The sequence below is a fragment of the Gelidibacter salicanalis genome, assembly GCF_007997285.1.
GTDB classification, from domain to species: domain Bacteria; phylum Bacteroidota; class Bacteroidia; order Flavobacteriales; family Flavobacteriaceae; genus Gelidibacter; species Gelidibacter salicanalis.
In genome coordinates, this window is the sequence record NZ_VORX01000001.1 from 85,679 (window position 1) to 106,370 (window position 20,692).

15 protein-coding genes are annotated in these 20,692 nt (G+C 39.0%); 11 read left to right on the forward strand and 4 right to left on the reverse strand.

The features are described 5' to 3' along the window. The first annotated feature begins 84 nt into the window (after nucleotides 1-84). Both ES711_RS00325 and rimO read left to right on the forward strand, forming a co-directional pair. Nucleotides 85-1,722, forward strand: coding sequence for an amidase family protein (locus ES711_RS00325; RefSeq protein WP_146888320.1), 1,638 nt, complete (start codon nucleotides 85-87; stop codon nucleotides 1,720-1,722). A gap of 94 nt (nucleotides 1,723-1,816) precedes the next feature. Beyond that, a complete protein-coding gene (gene rimO / locus ES711_RS00330) occupies nucleotides 1,817-3,124 on the forward strand; it encodes a 30S ribosomal protein S12 methylthiotransferase RimO (protein WP_146888323.1) in 1,308 nt (435 codons plus the stop codon). Nucleotides 3,125-3,590: 466 nt separating this feature from the next. Here the strand turns inward: rimO and mgtE are convergent, their stop codons facing one another. The 3 genes from mgtE to ES711_RS00345 all read right to left on the reverse strand — a co-directional run bounded on the left by mgtE (nucleotide 3,591) and on the right by ES711_RS00345 (nucleotide 8,999). Then, a complete protein-coding gene (mgtE, locus tag ES711_RS00335; RefSeq protein WP_146888326.1) occupies nucleotides 3,591-4,931 on the reverse strand; it encodes a magnesium transporter in 1,341 nt (446 codons plus the stop codon). Between the two features lie 191 nt (nucleotides 4,932-5,122). Then, on the reverse strand, nucleotides 5,123-6,433 hold the full coding sequence (locus ES711_RS00340) for a carboxypeptidase-like regulatory domain-containing protein (RefSeq protein WP_146888329.1): 1,311 nt from the start codon (nucleotides 6,431-6,433) through the stop codon (nucleotides 5,123-5,125). Nucleotides 6,434-6,512: 79 nt separating this feature from the next. Further along, complete coding sequence (locus tag ES711_RS00345; RefSeq protein WP_146888332.1) at nucleotides 6,513-8,999, reverse strand: M14 metallopeptidase family protein; 2,487 nt, start codon at nucleotides 8,997-8,999, stop codon at nucleotides 6,513-6,515. 125 nt (nucleotides 9,000-9,124) lie between these two features. On the opposite strand from ES711_RS00345, the gene bshC reads away from it, so the two are divergent. The 8 genes from bshC to era all read left to right on the forward strand — a co-directional run bounded on the left by bshC (nucleotide 9,125) and on the right by era (nucleotide 18,453). Further along, nucleotides 9,125-10,726, forward strand: coding sequence for a bacillithiol biosynthesis cysteine-adding enzyme BshC (gene bshC / locus ES711_RS00350; RefSeq protein WP_146888335.1), 1,602 nt, complete (start codon nucleotides 9,125-9,127; stop codon nucleotides 10,724-10,726). A 33-nt stretch (nucleotides 10,727-10,759) separates the two neighbouring features. Continuing rightward, on the forward strand, nucleotides 10,760-12,130 hold the full coding sequence (locus ES711_RS00355; RefSeq protein WP_146889842.1) for a pyridoxal phosphate-dependent decarboxylase family protein: 1,371 nt from the start codon (nucleotides 10,760-10,762) through the stop codon (nucleotides 12,128-12,130). Nucleotides 12,131-12,289: 159 nt separating this feature from the next. Beyond that, a complete protein-coding gene (guaA, locus tag ES711_RS00360) occupies nucleotides 12,290-13,825 on the forward strand; it encodes a glutamine-hydrolyzing GMP synthase (protein WP_146888338.1) in 1,536 nt (511 codons plus the stop codon). Nucleotides 13,826-13,885: 60 nt separating this feature from the next. Further along, nucleotides 13,886-15,793, forward strand: a complete 1,908-nt coding sequence (locus ES711_RS00365) for a PBP1 and LysM peptidoglycan-binding domain-containing protein (protein WP_146888341.1) — start codon at nucleotides 13,886-13,888, stop codon at nucleotides 15,791-15,793. After that, nucleotides 15,790-16,191, forward strand: a complete 402-nt coding sequence (locus ES711_RS00370) for an OsmC family protein (RefSeq protein ID WP_146888344.1) — start codon at nucleotides 15,790-15,792, stop codon at nucleotides 16,189-16,191. Before ES711_RS00365 ends, ES711_RS00370 begins: the two co-directional genes overlap by 4 nt. Before the next feature lie 142 nt (nucleotides 16,192-16,333). Beyond that, nucleotides 16,334-16,561, forward strand: coding sequence for a DUF3820 family protein (locus ES711_RS00375; protein WP_146888347.1), 228 nt, complete (start codon nucleotides 16,334-16,336; stop codon nucleotides 16,559-16,561). A gap of 32 nt (nucleotides 16,562-16,593) precedes the next feature. Further along, nucleotides 16,594-17,535, forward strand: a complete 942-nt coding sequence (locus ES711_RS00380; RefSeq protein WP_146888350.1) for a YihY/virulence factor BrkB family protein — start codon at nucleotides 16,594-16,596, stop codon at nucleotides 17,533-17,535. A 36-nt stretch (nucleotides 17,536-17,571) separates the two neighbouring features. Beyond that, nucleotides 17,572-18,453, forward strand: a complete 882-nt coding sequence (gene era, locus ES711_RS00385; RefSeq protein WP_146888352.1) for a GTPase Era — start codon at nucleotides 17,572-17,574, stop codon at nucleotides 18,451-18,453. 250 nt (nucleotides 18,454-18,703) lie between these two features. Here era and ES711_RS00390 read toward each other — a convergent pair whose 3' ends face one another. Continuing rightward, on the reverse strand, nucleotides 18,704-19,210 hold the full coding sequence (locus tag ES711_RS00390; protein ID WP_146888354.1) for a GTP-binding protein: 507 nt from the start codon (nucleotides 19,208-19,210) through the stop codon (nucleotides 18,704-18,706). A 77-nt stretch (nucleotides 19,211-19,287) separates the two neighbouring features. Between ES711_RS00390 and der the strand changes: the two genes are divergently transcribed. Beyond that, nucleotides 19,288-20,592 carry a ribosome biogenesis GTPase Der gene (gene der / locus ES711_RS00395; protein ID WP_146888357.1) on the forward strand — a complete coding sequence of 435 codons (1,305 nt, stop codon included), beginning with the start codon at nucleotides 19,288-19,290 and terminating at the stop codon, nucleotides 20,590-20,592. Nucleotides 20,593-20,692: the final 100 nt, after the last annotated feature.

The window sequence follows — 20,692 nt, forward strand, 5'->3', positions numbered from 1 at the left end:
CTCCTCATAAAATATATTATGTTTCCGGGGTTTAAATTATTAAACTTGACGACGTTTCGTTATTTTTAATAAAAAATACCATCCATGAAACACTTCCTCATTCTGATCGCTCTATTTCTTATGTGTTCCTGTAAAAGCCTCAACAATACCGAGTCTATTCCTGAAAAAAATTCTGACGATACCAGTGCTATTAGTACCAAGAATTTTACCGAATTTAAGATTTTGGATTCAAAATACATCAGTAATGAAGATCTTTGGAAACCCTTTAATGAGGATTTAAAAAGCTTTACGGTTGAGTTCTATAATACTTTGAAACCTTTTATTTTAGATCAGGATATTCCCACGCTACAGAACCATATTCAAAATGGGAACCTGTCTTACGAGAATCTCACAAAATTCTACCTCTATCGCATCCGAAAATATGATCGTGAGAATGAGTTGTCCTTAAATTCTGTTATTGCTTTAAATCCTCAGGTTGTTTCCCAAGCTAGAGAAAAGGATGCTGCTCTGAAAAACAAAATGCGCCAACATCCTGTTTTCGGGATGCCCATACTTTTAAAGGACAATATCAATACAGAAAACATGGCTACGACAGGCGGTGCGGTGGCTTTTCAAAATAATCATACTGCTGACGCTTTTATTGTGGAGCGGTTAAAAGAAAACGGCGCCTTAATCTTGGGAAAAGCAAATTTAAGTGAGTGGGCTTATTTCTTTTGTGGCGATTGTCCTAGCGGTTATAGTGCCATGGGCGGACAAACCTTAAATCCGTATGGTCGCAAAGTCATGGATACTGGGGGATCTAGTTCAGGAAGTGGGGTGGCAGTAGCCGCAAATTTTTGTGTCGCGGCCATTGGCAGTGAAACTTCAGGATCAATCATTTCGCCCTCCAGTCAGAATTCGGTAGTAGGTTTAAAACCGACTATAGGGGTGCTGAGCAGAAGTGGTATCATCCCAATCTCTTCCACTTTGGATACCCCTGGACCAATAACCCGAAATGTGACGGATAATGCCATTATATTTAATGCCATGTTGGGATATGATGCTGCTGATGCAAAATCGATGGAGACTCATTGGAATACTGCAGTGCATGACGAGTTAGATGCGGAGGCGCTAAAAGGGAAACGCTTTGGAGCCTTTAAAGAACTTATGGCAGATACCTTATACCAAAAGGCACTTGCAGATTTAAAATTGAAAGGTGCTATAATTCTAGAAATCGATCCAGAAAAAGTAAAGCTTCCAGGCTTTATAAGGTTATTGAATTTAGACATGCAAAACGACTTTTCCAATTATGTGACCGTTTCGGGAGATCCATCGCTCCAATTAAAATCGATTGAAGATGTTATCGCTTTTAATGAGAAAGATTCCTTAGCTATGATGCCTTATGGTCAGAAACTATTTGTGGGCGTGGTGGAAGATCAAGCCTCAGAAGCAGAATTTACGGAGATTAAAACGACTCTAAAATCGAACGGTCGCAGTTTTTTTGACGCTCCAATGGATGAAAATAATTTGGACGGAATACTCTCTATAAACAATTATCACGCTGGTGCTGCCGCCGTGGCGGAATACCCTGTTATAACTGTGCCTATGGGCTACACATCTAATGGCGAACCAAAAGGCTTAACTTTTATCGCCAAGCCTCTATCAGAAAAACTGCTATTAACTTGGGCATATGCTTATGAACAGGCTTCGCAAAGACGCCTAGCTCCCAAAAATTATAACTGACTTTAAATCGTTTTTGCCCCTTTACAGAAAAATAAATCCAAGCCTTTTAATCGTAAATCATTCCGTATCTTTGCACACTTAATTTTTTTTGAATATGAGAACGAAATCGCTTAAAAAGAATCGCATAAACGTGGTCACACTTGGATGTAGCAAGAATGTGTACGACAGTGAAGTCCTTATGGGGCAACTTAAAGCGAGTGGAAAAGATGTGGTGCACGAAGAGGAGGGCAACATTGTGGTGATTAATACCTGTGGTTTTATCAATAATGCCAAAGAGGAAAGCATCAATACCATTCTCGAATTTATGCAGAAAAAGGAAGATGGTGAAGTCGATAAGGTCTTTGTTACCGGATGCTTAAGTGAACGTTACAAACCAGATTTACAAAAGGAGATTCCGAATGTGGATCAATATTTTGGAACCACGGAGTTACCAGGTTTATTAAAAGCTTTAGGTGCGGATTACAGACACGAACTGATTGGTGAACGTTTGACTACGACACCTAAAAACTATGCGTATTTAAAAATTGCCGAAGGTTGTGACAGACCTTGTAGTTTTTGTGCCATTCCGTTAATGCGCGGCAAACATAAAAGTACACCTATTGAAAACCTCGTTATTGAGGCCGAGAAACTAGCGGCTAATGGCGTTAAGGAACTGATCTTGATTGCCCAAGATTTGACCTACTACGGACTCGATATTTATAAAAAACGTAACCTCGCAGAATTATTAGAAGCCTTGGTTAAAGTGGAAGGTATTGAATGGATACGATTACATTATGCGTTTCCTACGGGTTTCCCGATGGATGTTTTGGACGTGATGAACAGAGAAGCAAAAATCTGCAATTATCTCGATATTCCCTTACAGCATATCTCTGATTCCATTCTTAAAAGCATGAGACGTGGTACGACTAAAGAAAAAACTACCAAACTTTTAAAGGAATTCAGAAAAGCGGTTCCAGAGATGACCATCAGAACGACCTTAATTGTGGGATATCCTGGTGAAACTGAAGAGAATTTTCAGGAATTAAAGCAGTGGGTTTCTGATATGCGTTTTGAGCGTTTAGGCTGTTTTACCTATTCTCACGAAGAAAACACACATGCCTTCAATTTAATTGATGACGTGCCGCAGGAAGTGAAGATGCAACGCGCTAATGAGATTATGGAAATTCAATCCCAGATTTCATGGGAGTTGAATCAATCCAAAATCGGACAAGAATTTAAAGTGGTCATAGACCGTAAGGAAGGCAACTATTTTGTAGGCCGTACGGAGTTTGATTCGCCAGACGTTGATAATGAAGTCCGTATTGATGCCTCAAAATGTTACTTGAAAACAGGTGAGTTTGCAACGGTAAAAGTCACTGAAGCGGAAGATTTTGATTTGTATGCTGAAGTTGTGGTGTCATAAATAAAATAAGAAAATAGAGAATAGAATATAGAATTAAGACTCATTATTACTTAATTATGAGCAATCAATACACTAATTCAATTTTCTACCTATCATCTTAATTGAAAATTATTTAAGATTTTTGAAAAGTCTTATAAATAATCATTGTTGTCCGATAAAAATAAATAATAAATTAACAAACTCATTTAAAGCAAGGGACATTAGAAGATTTCCGAAATGAGACCTTGCATTTTAGAAACTGTTTCTACCGAAAGCGCATGTTCGATTTTAATTTAAATGATCGTTGTTTGTCAGTTAGTTGCAAACAAGTCTTTATTCTTTATTCTAGCAGCGCAGCGGTCTTGATTCTTTATCGGACACTAATGATAAATAATATTTACTTCTAAAATCGAAAATGATCGATTTTATATTGAAAAACCAAATCTGAGTTTTAAGAAAAACTTCGATTTGGTTTTTTTTACCTGTATTAAAACCCGAAATACTTTGAGGCGATTGAAAAATAAATCAGCACTCCGCAAATGTCAGAAAGTGAGGTAACCAATGGTGCACTAGCCGTGGCAGGATCAATTTTCAATTTGGTAAAGATAAAAGGCAATAACATCCCTATCAAACTACCCAACATCACATTAAGCACCATCGCAGTACAGACTACCACAATAACTTCTGGCGCCCTAAAACTCGCTACTGCTGCCACACTTGCGGCCATAGTTAACCCTAATAAAAGCGATATCATAAGCTCCCGACCAATCAGTTTGTACCAATCTGTCAGTTGAATTTCTCCCAAGGCCAAATACCGAATCATTAAAGTTGCAGATTGAGAACCCGCATTACCGCCACTATCAATGAGTAAGGGTAAAAAGAAGACCAAGGACACCACCTGTTGAATGACATCTTCAAAGCTAGCCAATGCCGCTCCTGAAAAAACGTTCATAAAAACCAACAATACCAACCACACAATTCTGTTTTTATATAAAATAAGAATACGCTCTTTTAAAGGGTTTTTGCTGGCGTTTTGAATAGAGCCGAATTTGTGGAAATCTTCAGTAGATTCCTCTTCTATAACATCTAAAATGTCATCAAAAGTAACGATTCCTATGAGTACGCCTTCTTCGTTCAGCACGGGTAAAGCTTCCCGATCATAATCTTTAAACACCTGAATGGCTTTTTCCTGATCGTCCAAGGCATTTAAAAACACAAACCGATGGTCTATCAAGTCGACCACACGTTCCTCCGGTCCGGCCAGAATCAAATCTTTAATGGAGAGATCGTCAATTAATTTCCAATCTTGATCGATCACATAAATTATGTTCAAAGTTTCAGAATCTTGCCCGAATTTTCGAATATGTTCAAAGGCTTGGGCCACACTGAAATCCTCCTTAATTGCTACAAATTCCGGAGTCATAAGTCGCCCAATACTATCCTTTGGATACCCCAACAGCTGCACGGTAATTTTACGTTCTTCAGGAGATAATTTTTGCAACAATTGACTGACAATGTCTGGTGCTAAATCTTCAAAAAACGCCGTCCGGTCATCGGGTTCAATATCATTGAGCAGTCGGGATAATTTTTGTGAATTTTGGGATAACCCTTCAATAACATCCTGTTGATCAGATCGCGATAACATTTTAAAAACCGTTTTCGCTCGTTTTCGAGATAATGAACGAATGACGATGATTTTATTGATTTTTGAAACCTCCGCTATCAAAACGGCAATAGTTAATGCATCTTTATGTTCTAAAAACAACCTGAGTTTTCTCCAGTTTTTGGTGGAAACTAATTTTAGGACATTGGGTTTTATAGTGCGCATACAAATAGAATCTTATACCTTGAAATCATCGCTATTGTGGCTTCATTTAGAAGCGTATCTTAATTTCGGAGTATAAATATAATCCTTATATCTTGCATAATTTAACCGCACAAAGTAACCGTGAGAGGAAGCTTGCTTTTTAAAGTTTTAGTAGTGAAATGAGACAATTAATTTGGGAAATTAACTGAAGTTTATTCCAGACCTCCGCGTTTTTCCAAATGCTTGTTGATTTTTTCAATAGCCGATTCAATCGATTTTTCAGGTTCTATAATATTGTATTCGCCCCAAAATAACGGGTCAGAAAATCCTGAAGCTTCATCACTTAAAATGACTGTTGGGCGTAGTGTCTCCCTTCTTGTGGGGTCATCATCTAGAGCCTTGGCCCAATCCGTGACGGCCATTTCACTACTTAAAGTGTACACACTGTTAAATAATCGGCCTTTCCAATTGACTTTAAAGGTCAGTTGAATGTTGCTATAACCGTAATGCCAAGTGTTATCCTTCAGTCTATAGTCTACCCGATACGCAGCCTCAGTGGGATAAACCGTAACTCGGTTTGGTTTCTTTTTCACGAAAAGTTCAGCAGCGCGTTCTCGGTTTTCAACATTCAAATTATAAATGGCACTAATGAGGGAAAAGGTTTCGGCATCTATATAGAGTTTTCCATAATGCATCGGTTCAGTAATGTTTGGGCGCGGTTTAAACTTAACTACATATACTGACCTGTTGTTGATTTCAGTGGGTTTGTCAAAGGAAAACTCATACTCAGAAAAGGTGTTGTCGTTAAAGATGAACTGTGGATATTTGATAATATCAGCATAAATGGCACTAAAAGGACCGCCTTGCAATTTCACGGCCAAGGTGTCCAATCGGCTATAATCTGTGCTTTTACGCGCTTTGATAAGTTTTATTTTATCCGCTTTAGAGGAGTTGGAAGGTTGTCTGTAAATTTCTACTATTGCTTCAGAAAGTGAAGCGTCCCGACGTCTCTTTTTAATGGTTTCCCTGTAAAATGCCGTCATAATCGTTTCTTCAGTAAAATTGTACGCGCCTTTTTTATCTAAAGCTGCTTTTACCAAGGACTTGGCGTCTTTGGGAGCGTTGATTTTTATTTCTGACAACTGCATGACGGACTCTTCCAATAATATATGGATGTCCTCACCATTCAGACTGGAAAGGGGGATGGTTTTTGTTTGATATCCTAAAAATGAAATGTGAATGCTATTAGAAAGATAGGAATTAGGAACCTTGAGCAAGAATGCGCCATCAGAATTGGTAATGGTGCTAATATTGGTTTCCAAGACATTTAGGGTGGCAAAAGCGAGAGGTTCTTTGGTTTTGCTGTCAATGATGGTGCCCTTAAACTCGGTAAATTCTTGTATCGTTTCGCGGAAGGGAACCGAAGTGCCAGCAGCGAGCGGAACACTTATGAATACGAAGAGAAATACACTTATTCCTAAACTCAGAAATTCTGTACGGTTTAATTTTATAAGACCCTTCATAACGCGCTAATTTTTAATGATTAAATTACTAAAAATATGCAGGTTACGAAGGGTTTTTACTGTTAATATTAAGATGTGATTATTTGAAGGCGGAGTTATTGACAAAGAAAATGGCATTTACGAAAAATAATTTTCCATTTTCCCAGAAATTTCGGAATAGGATATTATCTGCCAAATAAATAATGCTCCCATTACCAATGCGCTCTTCGCCAAAGATTAAGGAGTTTTCTAAATTTTTTAGCGTGTTTTTTCCGGCAAACCCTGAAACATTTTTGGGATGCTCGCCTAAATAGGCCACATTATATCCGTCATCTAAAAGGCTGTAGGCGCTAGACCCCGACTTTAAAGTAAAATAATTTTTAGAATACCCAAATGCTAAAGGGTGTGTCGCGTCAACTTCGGTCTTAAAGATGGCGCCTGTAATCATGTCATTGGTGCTTTCGCGTTCGCGCTCGGCATACGGCGTTAGGTTTGGTTTAGTGGCAGTCGAATCTTCAGTAATGTTGTGCTTTAACCCAAAATCTTTATGATCAGCAAAACTATTTAGTGCACCGTCTATAGCGATGACCTTTCCACCATTCTTTACCCAGTTTTGGAGTTTCTCCAAATTCGAATCGTTGAAAAATCGCTTGTAATTTCCGTTGGGAATCACTAATACCGTGTAGGCATCAAGATTGGTTCGAGCAAAATTATCAGTACTTATGGAGGTGACGGGATACTTTAATTGTTGTTCAAAAAAGTGCCACACTTCCCCGTAGCCTAGAGACGATGTATAGGTTCCTGAGAGCAAGGCAATCTTCTGTTTATTGACCAATTTGACATCTGGCGAACCAAAATCTGGCCCCGATTTTGAAAAGCCGCTAGAAATGGCTACTACTTTGCGTTTAAACGTATTGGCTGCTACTATTACTAGAGCATCAAAATTGTCTAAATTCTTGTTATCGCCTCGGACAATAATTAAAGCGCCACGATCAAAAGATTCTTCAGGATTTTTTGTGATTAGTGGCTTTTCAGTAAATCGGACTTTTACATTTTGTTTTAACAATTCAGCCAAAAATTCAGCGTCTTTCATATGGTCCCACTTAGCAATGTACCCCGTTGCACTTTTGTTTTCTTTATTGGGCTGAAATGTTTTAGAACCTGTAGTGGTAGCAGCCAAGTTGGTGCTGGCAATGGCATTCAGTCCGTAAGCATGAGGTAAGCTCCACGCCGTAATGTCGTAGGTAATGGAATCCGCTAAGGTTGTGTTGGGTTCAAACAAGACTTGCACCAATTTTCCTTTGGGCTGGTTGGTGCTGATTACCATATCTTCTGACGTGCCGCTAAAATTACCATTCTTGTTGTCTTGGTAATTGTAGCCAGAAACTTTGCCGTTAGCTGCGGGAGCATACCTAATATCGTGTTTGTCTAATAATGTTTTAAGTCCGTCCAGTTGATCAGCGCTGCCTCGCATCACATAACTTTTATGCTTATAATTTGTATTAGCAAAATAGTTTTGAAACTCATTGTTCAGTTTTTTAGCATTTTTTGAAGCTATTTCTACAGTAGATAAGCCGGTGGTATGGTGATGTTCTACACGGTCGACCAAGGTCAGGACATCGCCTTCATCATTCAGAACGCCTAATCCTGATTGTCCGCCTTGCTCATAAGTCATTCCAATCGCACCGAGATAGGTAGGGTAGGTGTCGCCGTAGCTTGGGTATAACAAATCAAAACGTTCGCGGGTAAAATACAACCAGCCCTTGGCGTCAAAGTAGGAAGCGTGATTTTCGCCAATTTGATTTTGGAAATCGCGTTGCCAATCGGTGATAATCTCGTGAAAAGGTTCTGCTGCCGGTGCAAAATAATAAGGGTCATTGATGCCTTGTTCATGAAAATCGACGTGAATTTGTGGCAACCATTTATTGTACAATTTTAAGCGTGCCTGTGTTTCTATTTGGCTCGCCCACACCCAATCTCTATTCAAGTCGAACAGATAATGGTTGGCCCTTCCTCTTGGCCAAGGTTCATTTTGCTCGTTGGCTTGCTGATCAGTATCATAGGGTGTGCTTTTGGTTTGGTTATACCAATTAACGTAGCGGTCTCGCCCATCCGGATTAAGGCAAGGATCAATAATTACCACCGTGTTTTGCAGCCAATCTTGTTTTTCCGTCAATAAGCTGTGAAGGGTCTTCATGGCCGCTTCTGTACTCGAGGCTTCGTTACCGTGCACATTGTAACTTAACCATACGATCGCAATATCAGAGACCGCGGCATTTCCGTCGCCAATTCCTGCATTTTTTAGATGGTTGATCCTAATGTTTTCCAGGTTTTTAATGTTGGCTTCTGACGAAATTATTGCGGTATATAAGGGGCGTCTTTCGTAAGTTTCGCCATAGTTTTCAAGTTTTACCTGATGGGGACGTTGTGCCGCTACCATTTTAAAATAATCAATCACCTGATGGTGTCTAGTAAACTCTGTTCCTAAAGTATAGCCCAGAAAATCCGATGGTGATTGAAGGGATTGTGCTTTTGAAGCAAAAAAGCTACTCAGAAGAAAAAAAATGACAATGGCTATTTTTTGCATGATGAAAAAGTTGTGGTGTAATTATTAGTAAAGTAAAGATAGCTAGTCAAAGTGAATTAACTAAAATTTAGTACTCAAAAAAAGTTAAGAGCGCTATCTTTACAATTCATTTTTTAAAGTCAAATATGCCAACCGATTGTATCCCATTTAAAGAGACCAACTACTTTTCGTCATTGATTACCGATTATTTGGATGAAAAGGCAGACTTAAAACCATTTTATAATCGTTTTCCATCGCTTGAGAATTTTGAAGCGCAAATTGAAGAAAAGCAGCTATCCTACAATAAAAGCAATCGGTCAGATGTTGTAAAAGCTTTGATGATGCAGTACGAAGATTTGAGTATTTCTTCTATGACGCTTACCAATATTGATCTTTTAAAACACGGGACCACGTTTACGGTAACCACAGGGCATCAGCTCAATTTATTTACGGGCCCCCTGTATTTCTTTTATAAGATTATATCAACCATAAACTTATGTAAAACCCTTAAAGACCGCTATCCACACTATAATTTTGTGCCGGTCTATTGGATGGCTACGGAAGATCATGACTTTGAAGAAATCAATTTTTTTAATTTTAAGGGCAAAAAAGTACAGTGGAACAGGGATGGTTCCGGTGGAGTGGGCGAATTTGATTTGCAAGGTCTAGACCAAGTATATGAGGTTTTTTCTGCACAATTAGATAGTAGCATCAACGCTAAATCTTTAAAAAAGCTTTTTCAGCAGGCCTATTTAGAACACGATACTTTAACAAAAGCCACGCGGTTTTTAGTCAATAAACTATTTTCTATTTACGGGTTGGTAATTTTGGATGGGAATGATCCCATCTTAAAAAAACTCTACAAACCTTTTATTGAAGATGAGTTAATCCATCAGTCTTCATTTAAAAAGGTATCAAACACCAATGAAGCACTCAACGCATTGCCTTCCAATTATAAAATACAAGTTAATCCTAGAGAGATTAATTTATTCTACTTACATAAGCATATAAGAGAACGGATTCTGGAAACGGATGGCGTTTTTGGCGTATTAGATACGGATATTCGCTGGACCAAAGAGGAATTATTGGCAGAGGTCAATGAGCATCCGGAGCGCTTCAGCCCAAATGTTATTTTGCGTCCACTTTACCAAGAAATCATTTTGCCTAATCTCTGTTATATTGGCGGCGGCGGCGAATTGGCTTATTGGCTCCAGTTAAAATCAAATTTTGAAGCACAAAACGTAACGTTTCCGATGCTTCTTTTGCGTAATTCAGTATTACTGATCACTGCAAAGCAAAAGGAGAAACTTGAAAAAATGAAGGTTTCTGTACCTGATTTGTTCTTAAAACAAGACGATTTATTGACCAAGGTGACCAAATCAATTTCAGATATCAATATTGATTTCAGCTCGCAAAAAGCGCAGCTTCAAAAACAATTTGAAGGCCTGTACCAATTGGCAGATCAGACTGATAAATCCTTTAAGGGCGCTGTTGCTGCTCAAGAAGTGAAACAAATAAAGGGGCTTGAGAATCTAGAAAAACGATTATTAAAAGCGCAAAAAAGGAAATTTGATGATGTTTTGGAGCGCGTGAGAATGCTGCAAGATGAACTTTTTCCCAGACAGAGTCTACAAGAGCGCCATATGAATATTTCAGAATTCTATCTGGAATATGGTGAAGACATTATCCAATCCCTAGTGCAACATCTTGATCCTTTACATTCAGAATTTCTAATCTTAGAAGTATAAATCTCAAAAATCAGTAGTGAGCTTATGACGAGTATGCATAAAATTGACATGGACTTAATCGAGATGACTTTAGATGTCATGAAATATTCCATCGGACGTATTTCAGCAACTGAACATCCCATTGGGAAACCTAAAAAGGAAGAAGAACTCAAAGCGTTGGTAGGAGAAACCATCACTTCAAAAGGTATTGGTGGAGAGTATGCTTTTAATTTATGGAAAGACCATTTGGCCAAGGCCAATGTTCCGGTAGATCATCCTCGTAATTTAGCATTTGTCCCAGCGTCACCAACCAAGGCCGCGATCATGTTCGATTTAGTGACCTCCGCTTCTAGTATTCACGGTGCGTATTGGATGGAAGGTGCTGGTGGCATCTTTTGCGAAAATGAAGCCATGAAATGGATGGTTTCCTTAACAGGATTGCCAAAAGGTGCTTTTGGAGTGTTTACCAGTGGCGGAACAGCCGCCAATTTATCGGCAATTGTAACCGCCAGAGAGCATTGGCGTGAAAATCCGGAATTCCAGGGCGAAAAAGGTTTGATCATTACCTCCATAGGTGCCCATTCGTCCATTAAAGCGATGGCTAAAGTAGCCGATGTTGACATTCTTTTGGTCGATTCAGAGGAAAAACTGACCGGTGAAGATCTAATGGACACCATAAAAAAATTAACTACACACCAACGCAAACGATTGTTTGCTGTGGTGGCGACAGGAGGCACCACAAATGCCGGAATAATTGATGATTTAGAGGGCGTTGCCCAAGTGTGTGAACAAGAACAATTGTGGTTTCATATAGATGCCGCTTATGGAGGTGGCGCCTTGGTGGCTGACTCCGTGCGTCATTTGTTTAACGGAATTGAAAAAGCCGATAGCATTACCATTGATCCGCATAAATGGATGTTTTCACCTTATGATTGCGGTGCCGTCATTTATAAAGAACCGGAATTGGCCAAAAATGCGCACTCTCAACAAGGGTCCTATTTGGACATCTTTAAAGATGAAGGCGCACACGGCTTTAATCCTACAGATTACCAGATCCAATTAACCAGACGGGTTCGCGGTTTACCATTGTGGTTTTCATTGGCCACCCATGGTACTGATCGGTATAAGGAAGCGGTAGAGCGCGGCATTGAGTTGGCGCAAATTGCCGGGAGATTAATTGAGGCCCATCCGCAATTAGAATTGGTGCGAGACCCAAGTTTATCTTGTGTGTTGTACAGAAGAATAGGATGGGAGCCTGAAGACTACACCCATTGGACCTATGAAAACCATCGGAAAGGTTTTGCTTTGGTGACGCCAACTAAATGGAAAAATGGCGACACGTTTGAAACTGTTTCTCGATTTTGCTTTATAAATCCTGATACCACTCAAAAAGATATTGAAATGATCTTGGACACGATGATGTAATTCAAAATAATCTATTAGTAGCGTTGCCATTTATTTAAAATTTAGACAATAACATGGCTAAAAAAAATTAGAATTCAGTCCTTGCTAAAACCGAGTGCTTTTTTATAATTTTCATCAGCGCTACGTGGTAAATCTAAAAATCTATCCTTATTTTTGCGCATGCAACACAACAAAGTCCTTATTTTAGATTTCGGATCGCAATACACACAACTGATTGCGAGACGGGTTAGAGAGCTCAACATTTATTGCGAGATCCATCCATTCAATAAAATTCCAACTGACATTGACAGTTTTAAAGCGGTCATTTTATCTGGCAGTCCATCTTCTGTAAGAGCAGAAAATGCACCGCATCCTGATTTGTCAAAAATTAGAGGTCATATGCCATTGCTCGCCGTATGTTACGGGGCGCAGTATTTGTCTCATTTTTCTGGCGGATTGGTAGAACCGTCTAATACACGCGAATATGGTAGAGCAAACCTGACCTATGTTAAAGTACAAGAACCCTTATTTAATCATATTGATGCAGGCAGTCAAGTATGGATGAGCCATAGTGATACCATCAAAAATTTACCAACCAACGGAACCTTGATTGCCAGCACGACTGATGTAGAAAATGCAGCGTATGTGATTGAGGGGGAACAGACTTATGGGATACAATTCCATCCTGAAGTATACCATTCAACAGACGGGAAACAGTTGTTGGAAAACTTTTTGGTCCATATCGCGCGCGTAGAACAAGACTGGACACCGCAATCTTTCGTGGAAGAAACCGTAGAAGCGCTTCAGGAAAAAATAGGTAATGATAAAGTGGTTTTAGGTCTTTCAGGAGGCGTTGATTCTTCCGTAGCTGCCATCTTATTGCATAAAGCCATCGGCACAAATTTATATTGCATTTTTGTGAATAATGGTTTGCTGCGAAAGAATGAATATGAAAGCGTTCTTGCCCAGTATGAAGGCATGGGACTCAATGTAAAAGGTGTTGATGCTTCGGCACGTTTTTTGGATGCCCTAGCAGGATTAAGTGATCCGGAAATGAAACGTAAAGCCATAGGCCGAGTATTCATTGAGGTTTTTGATGATGAGGCTCATCAAATTAAAGATGTTAAATGGTTAGCGCAGGGAACGATTTATCCAGATGTGATTGAGAGTGTTTCTGCAACAGGTGGGCCAAGTGCAACAATAAAAAGTCATCATAATGTTGGTGGTTTGCCAGATTTTATGAAATTAAAAGTGGTGGAGCCTTTAAAAGCTTTGTTTAAGGACGAAGTGAGGCGTGTAGGCGCTTCTATGGATATGGACGCTGCAATTTTAGGACGTCACCCGTTTCCAGGACCTGGTTTGGCGATTCGTATTTTGGGTGATATCACCGCGGAAAAAGTTCGCATCTTACAGGAAGTGGATGCTGTATTTATCGATAATCTGAAATCATGGAATCTCTATGATAAAGTTTGGCAAGCAGGAGCAATCCTTCTTCCGGTGAATAGCGTAGGAGTTATGGGCGATGAACGCACCTATGAAAAGTGTGTGGCCTTAAGAGCCGTAGAAAGTACGGACGGGATGACCGCAGATTGGGTGAATTTGCCGTATGAATTTTTGCAAAAAACCTCAAATGAAATAATAAATAAAGTAAAAGGCGTTAATAGAGTAGTGTATGACATTAGCTCAAAACCGCCGGCTACCATTGAATGGGAATAGAACGCATAAAGTATTCAGATACCGGTCATAAGTTAGCGCTCAATTAGATCTAAAAAGAACATGAAAAAACTTATATTAATTTGTATCATTACCTTGTCCTGTAGCTTGTTTGCCCAGGCTCAAAAGTTCAAGGCACATACCGTTCTGGCGGAGGAAACCGTAGAATCCATTGCAAAGAAATATCAGGTTTCTGTTGCCGATATCTATGCTCTAAATCCGGATGCCAAGCGCAAATTGAATCCTAATTCAGTTTTGATCATTCCCAATGCTACAAATCTTTCGTCAAACGAACAAGAAGTTACTAAAGAGCTAATTGGTTATGAAGACCATAAAGTGAAACGTAAAGAAACCTTATACAGCCTTTCCAAGGAATATAATGTTGCAATTGAAGATATTAAAAAACACAATAAAAGGCTTTACGCTGAAAATTTAAAAAAGGGTGATGAAATTCGAATTCCGCGTTATAAAACGGTAGTTTCTAAAGTAACCCCTGGAACATCGTTTAAAAAATATACCGTACAGCCTAAAGAAGGAAAATGGCGGGTTGCTTACAAATTTGGAATTACGGTTGCTGAATTGGAAACCTTAAACCCAGGAATGAAGGACGTTTTACAGCCCGGAGATGTTGTGAATGTACCTGGCAGTTCAGATGAAAAACCTATCGATGATAATTTTAATTATTACACGGTACAAAAAAGTGAAGGGTATTTCCGACTAAAAGTTAAATTAGGATTGAGCCAAGAGGAATTGGAAAAACTGAATCCTGAATTGAAAACTGATGGTCTTAAAGAAGGAATGGTTATCAAAGTTCCTAAAACGACCAGTGTTGGTGAAGTGGTAGGAAGTGTTGAACAAACCAATTTGACCAAAGGCTTAAAGAATTTAAAAACAAAACAGATTGCTGTGATGTTGCCTTTCCGTTTAAATAGGGTAGATACAGATTCGGTTCAGGAAGCAAAGGCGTTGATCAGAACTGACCGTCGTTTGGCGGTGTCCTTAGATTTTCATTCAGGCGTGCTAATGGCCATCGATTCCGCAAAACGTTTGGGAGTTTCAACTAAATTAAGAGTTTTTGATACCCAAGACCAGTTGGCTGAAGTCTCTAAAATTTTAAGTAGCAATGATTTTTCTAGTTATGATGCCATTATTGGCCCATTGATGCCTAATAATTTAGATCGCGTAGCGCGTGCAGTCCAGAATTATGGGGTACCGGTAATTTCGCCTATTACTAAACCAGATCAGTTGTTTGAAAACGTGTTTCAAACCGTTGCGGATACGGATGTATTAGAACGCGCCATCATCAGTTTTGTCCAAAACGACGCATTAAAACGCAATGTTCTTATAATTGCTGACCATAAACATACGGCAATAAGCAACCGTTTAAAGTCTGAATTTGCTAGCGCGAGACAAGTGTTTTCTAGAAAAGGTAAAAGCGGAAATGATGCCTATTATATCATGGCGGCAGATGTTAGTGGCGCTTTTGGCCCGGGAAAAAATTACGTCTTTTTAGAAACGGCCAATGAAGCTTTAGTCTCTAACGTGACCAGCATGCTTAACGGGATGAGTAATAAAAATCAAGAAATTATTATTGTAAGTACCAATAAAACTGAAGCTTTTGAAGGTGCTAACGTTTCTAATTTTCATTTAGCGAAATTACAATTCCATTACCCTTCTGTAAATAAAAGCTTAAATGTAGATCAGCCCAATAGTTTTGTAAGAGCGTATAAACAGAAGTATGGTATAGAGCCAAATAAATTTGCAGTTAGAGGTTTTGACTTGACTTTAGATGTGTTGTTGCGTTTGGCATCAGATGAGGACCTTTATAAGGCCTCCACCAATGGCATTGAAACACAATACACTGAAAATAAATTCAGATACTCTAAAAAACTTTCCGGCGGCTATTATAATGACGCTGTATATATTGTAAAATACACGAGTGACCTCACTATAGAAGAAGCAAAATTATGACCTCAAAAGTAGTTTATCTAGGCGATTTAAGAACAGAATGTACCCATGAGCAATCTGGCGATTCTTTTATTACGGACGCACCCACTGACAACAATGGTAAAGGCCTTGCTTTCTCACCAACAGATACAGTGGCTACAGGCTTGGCGAGTTGCATGATTACTGTCATGGGAATCAAAGCGCGCGATTTGGCTGTAGACATGACTGGAACTTCTGCTGAGGTTACGAAAACTATGGCAAGCAATCCACGTCGGATTTCAAAAATTGAAGTCCTGATGACACTGCCATTTCAAGCTGACCAAAAGACTAAAACTATCTTAGAAAACACGGGTAGAACCTGTCCTGTTCTCAACAGTTTGCATCCAGATATCGAAAAGGAAATTAGCTTTATTTGGGCATAAGTACAACGACGCTTTTATGACGATTTCCATGAGCATCTCGAATATATGGATCGAAATAGGTAATGGCAAATTCGCGTATTATTTTTTTAGATGACAGTATTATTTGTGCTTATTAAAACCACCTAACTTTCCCTGAATTGTGTTGGAACCCGACAAAAATTTTCTCATCAAATTAGCCCATACTAAAATGCCTTTTGGTAAATATGAAGGTAAATTTCTTATTGATCTTCCAGAATATTATGTAGTATGGTATCATAATAAAGGGTTTCCTAAGGGACAATTAGGACTAATGCTCGAAACTGTGTATGAGCTAAAATTAAATGGTTTAGAGGAACTAATCAGGAATATAAAATTGCGGTATCCAAAGTAATTTTTTAGCTTTAAAATTAAATTATTCCTCCTATGGCTGAAGCACATATTGAAAAAAATTTTAAGATAAAACATTTGCCATCCTTGTTCGCTAAAGCGTTTAAAGCTTGGAATGATGATGATCCGTGGCGCCTTAGTGCAGTGGTGGCTTATTATGCAGTGCTTTCTTTACCAGGACTTATCGTTATTTTAATTAATGTAGTGGGCAGCATCTGGGGGACTGATATTGTACAGGGACATCTAACTAAAGAGATTACGGTTGTTTTAGGAGAGGAAGCGGCTGAAACAATTAAGGTGATGATCAGTGAAACCTTAAACACCGAAAAAAACATTATAACGACACTGATTGGTATTGCCAGTATTATTTTTGGGGCAACTGGTGTCTTTTATCAACTTCAGATATCACTCAATAAAATCTGGAAGATTGAAGATTCAGGAAAATTTAGTTTTAAACGTTTGCTCACGGATCGCGCCCGAAGCTTTGCGTTTATTCTAGTCATAGGATTCTTGCTCCTGATCAGCTTTATCGTAACCGCAGTGCTTGGGGCGTTGAACGGTTACATCAAACAAGTATTCCCTGATATTGTTCTTTACGTTGCCTATCTTTTGGATCTTGTCTTATCCTTAAGTGTTGTTACCACATTATTTGCGCTGATGTTTAAATATATGCCAGATACCAAAATCCGATGGAAAACGGTTTGGATTGGCGCTTTCGTGACGGCTGTACTCTTTACCCTCGGAAAATATTTATTGGGACTTTATTTTGGGACCGCCAATCCCGGATCAACTTACGGCGCTGCGGGTACTATAGTGCTGATTTTATTGTGGGTATCCTATTCCTGTCTCATTTTCTTTTACGGCGCAGCGTTTACCCGAGTGTTCTCATTACAGTATGGCCATGATAGCCATACCTTATCTGAAATACTGACGGACATCCATAATGAAAAAGGGCGGTCAAATAATCAAGAGGGTTAAATTTTTAAAACTTATCTTTGTATAAATTATTAGAATATGCATAAAGCTGGTTTTGTAAATATTATCGGAAATCCTAACGTTGGAAAATCGACATTAATGAATGCCTTTGTAGGTGAGAAATTATCTATTATCACCTCCAAAGCGCAAACGACAAGACACCGTATTTTGGGAATTGTCAATGGTGAAGATTTTCAAATGATCCTATCGGACACTCCAGGTATTATCAAACCCGCTTATGAACTTCAGGAATCTATGATGGATTTCGTCAAGTCTGCTTTTGACGATGCTGACGTGTTGTTGTACATGGTGGAGATTGGCGAACAAGAACTGAAAGACGAAGCGTTCTTTAGAAAAATCACCAATTCAAAAATTCCTGTATTGTTGTTATTGAATAAGATTGATAAATCTGATCAGCAGCAATTGGAATCCCAAGTGCAATTATGGTCTGAAAAAGTGCCCAACGCTGAAATCTACCCGGTTTCTGCTTTGGAAGGCTTTAATGTTAGAGAAATTTTTAACCGTATTATTGAACTGTTACCAGAATCGCCGGCATTTTATCCAAAAGATCAATTAACTGATAGGCCTGAACGTTTCTTCGTAAACGAAACCATTCGCGAGAAAATCCTAATCCACTACAAAAAAGAGATTCCATATGCCGTAGAGATCGATACGGAAGAATTTTTTGAAGAAGAACATATCATCAGAATGCGTGCTGTAATTATGGTAGAACGCGAAACCCAAAAGGGCATCATTATTGGGCATAAAGGCGCTGCATTAAAACGTGTAGGAGTAGAGGCTAGAAAAGACCTAGAACTGTTTTTTGGCAAGCAAGTCCATTTAGAACTTTACGTGAAAGTGAATAAAAATTGGAGAAGCGACCAGCGGCAGTTAAAGCGTTTTGGATATAATCAGAAGTAGTTTTTTCAGTAGGCAGTCTTCAGTAGGCAGTTTTCAGTAAACAGTTTTCAGTCTTCAGTAGGCAGTCTTCAGTAGGCAGTCCTCAGTAGGCAGTCAAAAGTAGACAGTCTTCAGTGTGATATGTTTTAAAAGCTTTGTGGAACTTTGTGCTTCTCTGTGCTTCTTTGTGTCACAACCCACCCAGGCACACCAACCTCATACCTCACCCCACAAACCTAACGCCTCAATCCTCACACCTCAATCCCCCTAACTAATCCAGCCCATTACTACGCAACGTCGTATTCATAAAATCATAAAGGCGGTGCATTTCTGCTTTACCTCTAGATCTTCCGTGACGCCCAGCTAAATACAGCACAAACCATAGTACTACCATCATTACCGTCACGCCCAGTTGAATATGGCACGAAGTATCTAATGACCAATTGCTATAGGTCCAAATCCCAAACACAATAAAAAGTCCTGCCACAACAAAATGTAGAAACATAAACATGGTCCAAACGGTAGGATTAGGACCAAACAAGCCGTGAAGGATTGAGTTGTTCGCGCCCACTTCATTAATCTCCAAATGCAGCTGTGGCGACCAAAATTGTTGCTCATGCGTAGGCAGCCTAATGAATACATGATCATCGACCCTAACAATCTTATACATCTTATTGGTAGCCTTGGTATCTTCAAAGACTTTTAAAACCGTCGAATGATCATGATTTAAATTCATTTTAAATCGTGGTCGCAATACAATGTCGTTCGTAATTGGCATAGTTTTAATTTAATGCGCCGAAAAATACTCTTTTTTTTTAGAAAGGAAACACTACCTTTGCAAACAATTTAATAGACATGAGTAATATAGTAGCCATAGTAGGGCGTCCCAACGTAGGGAAGTCAACTTTATTTAATCGTTTAATTCAGCGTCGCGAAGCCATTGTTGATGCCGTAAGTGGTGTGACAAGAGATCGGCATTACGGGAAATCAGAATGGAACGGACGGGAATTTTCTGTGATTGATACGGGCGGCTATATAATCGGTAGTGATGATATTTTTGAAGCTGAGATTGATAAGCAAGTAGAACTTGCTATTGACGAGGCCGATGTGATCATCTTTTTGGTAGATGTAGAAAGCGGGGTGACCGGCATGGATGAGGATGTTGCTGAACTATTGAGAAGAGTGGACAAACCGGTATTATTGGCGGTTAACAAAGTGGATAACAATAAACGTGCAGAAGATGCCGTAGAGTTTTATGCCTTAGGTTTAGGCGAATATTTTACTATTGCCAGTATTAATGGTAGTGGTACTGGAGATTTGTTGGATGCCGTAGTAAAAGCCTTGCCAGAACATGTTGAAATTGAAGAAAGTGATTTACCGAGATTCGCTGTAGTAGGACGCCCTAATGCAGGAAAATCATCGTTTATAAATGCGCTTATTGGGAAAGATCGGTATATCGTAACTGATATTGCCGGCACTACGAGAGATTCTATAGATACGAAATACAACCAATTCGGATTTGAATTTAACTTGGTGGATACTGCGGGAATCCGTCGTAAATCTAAAGTTAAGGAAGATCTTGAGTTTTACTCCGTAATGCGTAGTGTGAGAGCCATTGAACATTGTGATGTTTGTATTTTAATACATGACGCCACCCGTGGTTTTGACGGACAGGTGCAGAATATTTTCTGGTTAGCTGAGCGTAATAGAAAGGGAATTGTTGTTTTGGTAAATAAATGGGATTTGGTGGACAAGGAAACCAATTCTGCTAGAGATTACGAGAAACAAATCCGTAAGGAAATGGAGCCATTTACTGATGTTCCAATTGTCTTTATTTCTGTGCTTAACAAACAACGTATCTTTAAGGCTATTGAAACGGCTGTTGAGGTTTATAATAATCGCACCAAGAAAATTAAGACCAGCAAACTTAATGAGATTATGTTGCCTATTATAGAAAACTATCCACCGCCAGCTTTAAAAGGTAAGTTTGTGAAGATTAAATACATCATGCAGTTGCCAACTCCGCAACCGCAATTTGCATTTTTCTGTAATCTGCCACAATACGTCAAAGAACCGTACAAGCGCTTCTTAGAAAATAAACTTCGCGAAGAATTTGACTTTCATGGGGTGCCTATCAGTATCTATATGCGTAAAAAATAGGGCAAACTCCTAATTTTCTATTATTAGTGTCCTTTAAAAAATAATGCTTTAATTAACATACTCTTTTAGATCAAGAGACATTAGGATACTTCCGAAATGA

Bases quoted from the DNA above. Each gene is read 5' to 3' on its own strand.
- ES711_RS00345 (WP_146888332.1), bottom strand. From the start codon at position 8,999: ATGCAAAAAATAGCCATTGTCATTTTTTTTCTTCTGAGTAGCTTTTTT.
- ES711_RS00325 (WP_146888320.1), top strand. From the start codon at position 85: ATGAAACACTTCCTCATTCTGATCGCTCTATTTCTTATGTGTTCCTGT.
- ES711_RS00340 (WP_146888329.1), bottom strand. From the start codon at position 6,433: ATGAAGGGTCTTATAAAATTAAACCGTACAGAATTTCTGAGTTTAGGA.
- ES711_RS00380 (WP_146888350.1), top strand. From the start codon at position 16,594: ATGGCTGAAGCACATATTGAAAAAAATTTTAAGATAAAACATTTGCCA.
- ES711_RS00365 (WP_146888341.1), top strand. From the start codon at position 13,886: ATGAAAAAACTTATATTAATTTGTATCATTACCTTGTCCTGTAGCTTG.
- ES711_RS00390 (WP_146888354.1), bottom strand. From the start codon at position 19,210: ATGCCAATTACGAACGACATTGTATTGCGACCACGATTTAAAATGAAT.
- era (WP_146888352.1), top strand. From the start codon at position 17,572: ATGCATAAAGCTGGTTTTGTAAATATTATCGGAAATCCTAACGTTGGA.
- ES711_RS00370 (WP_146888344.1), top strand. From the start codon at position 15,790: ATGACCTCAAAAGTAGTTTATCTAGGCGATTTAAGAACAGAATGTACC.
- der (WP_146888357.1), top strand. From the start codon at position 19,288: ATGAGTAATATAGTAGCCATAGTAGGGCGTCCCAACGTAGGGAAGTCA.
- guaA (WP_146888338.1), top strand. From the start codon at position 12,290: ATGCAACACAACAAAGTCCTTATTTTAGATTTCGGATCGCAATACACA.
- mgtE (WP_146888326.1), bottom strand. From the start codon at position 4,931: ATGCGCACTATAAAACCCAATGTCCTAAAATTAGTTTCCACCAAAAAC.
- ES711_RS00355 (WP_146889842.1), top strand. From the start codon at position 10,760: ATGCATAAAATTGACATGGACTTAATCGAGATGACTTTAGATGTCATG.
- bshC (WP_146888335.1), top strand. From the start codon at position 9,125: ATGCCAACCGATTGTATCCCATTTAAAGAGACCAACTACTTTTCGTCA.
- rimO (WP_146888323.1), top strand. From the start codon at position 1,817: ATGAGAACGAAATCGCTTAAAAAGAATCGCATAAACGTGGTCACACTT.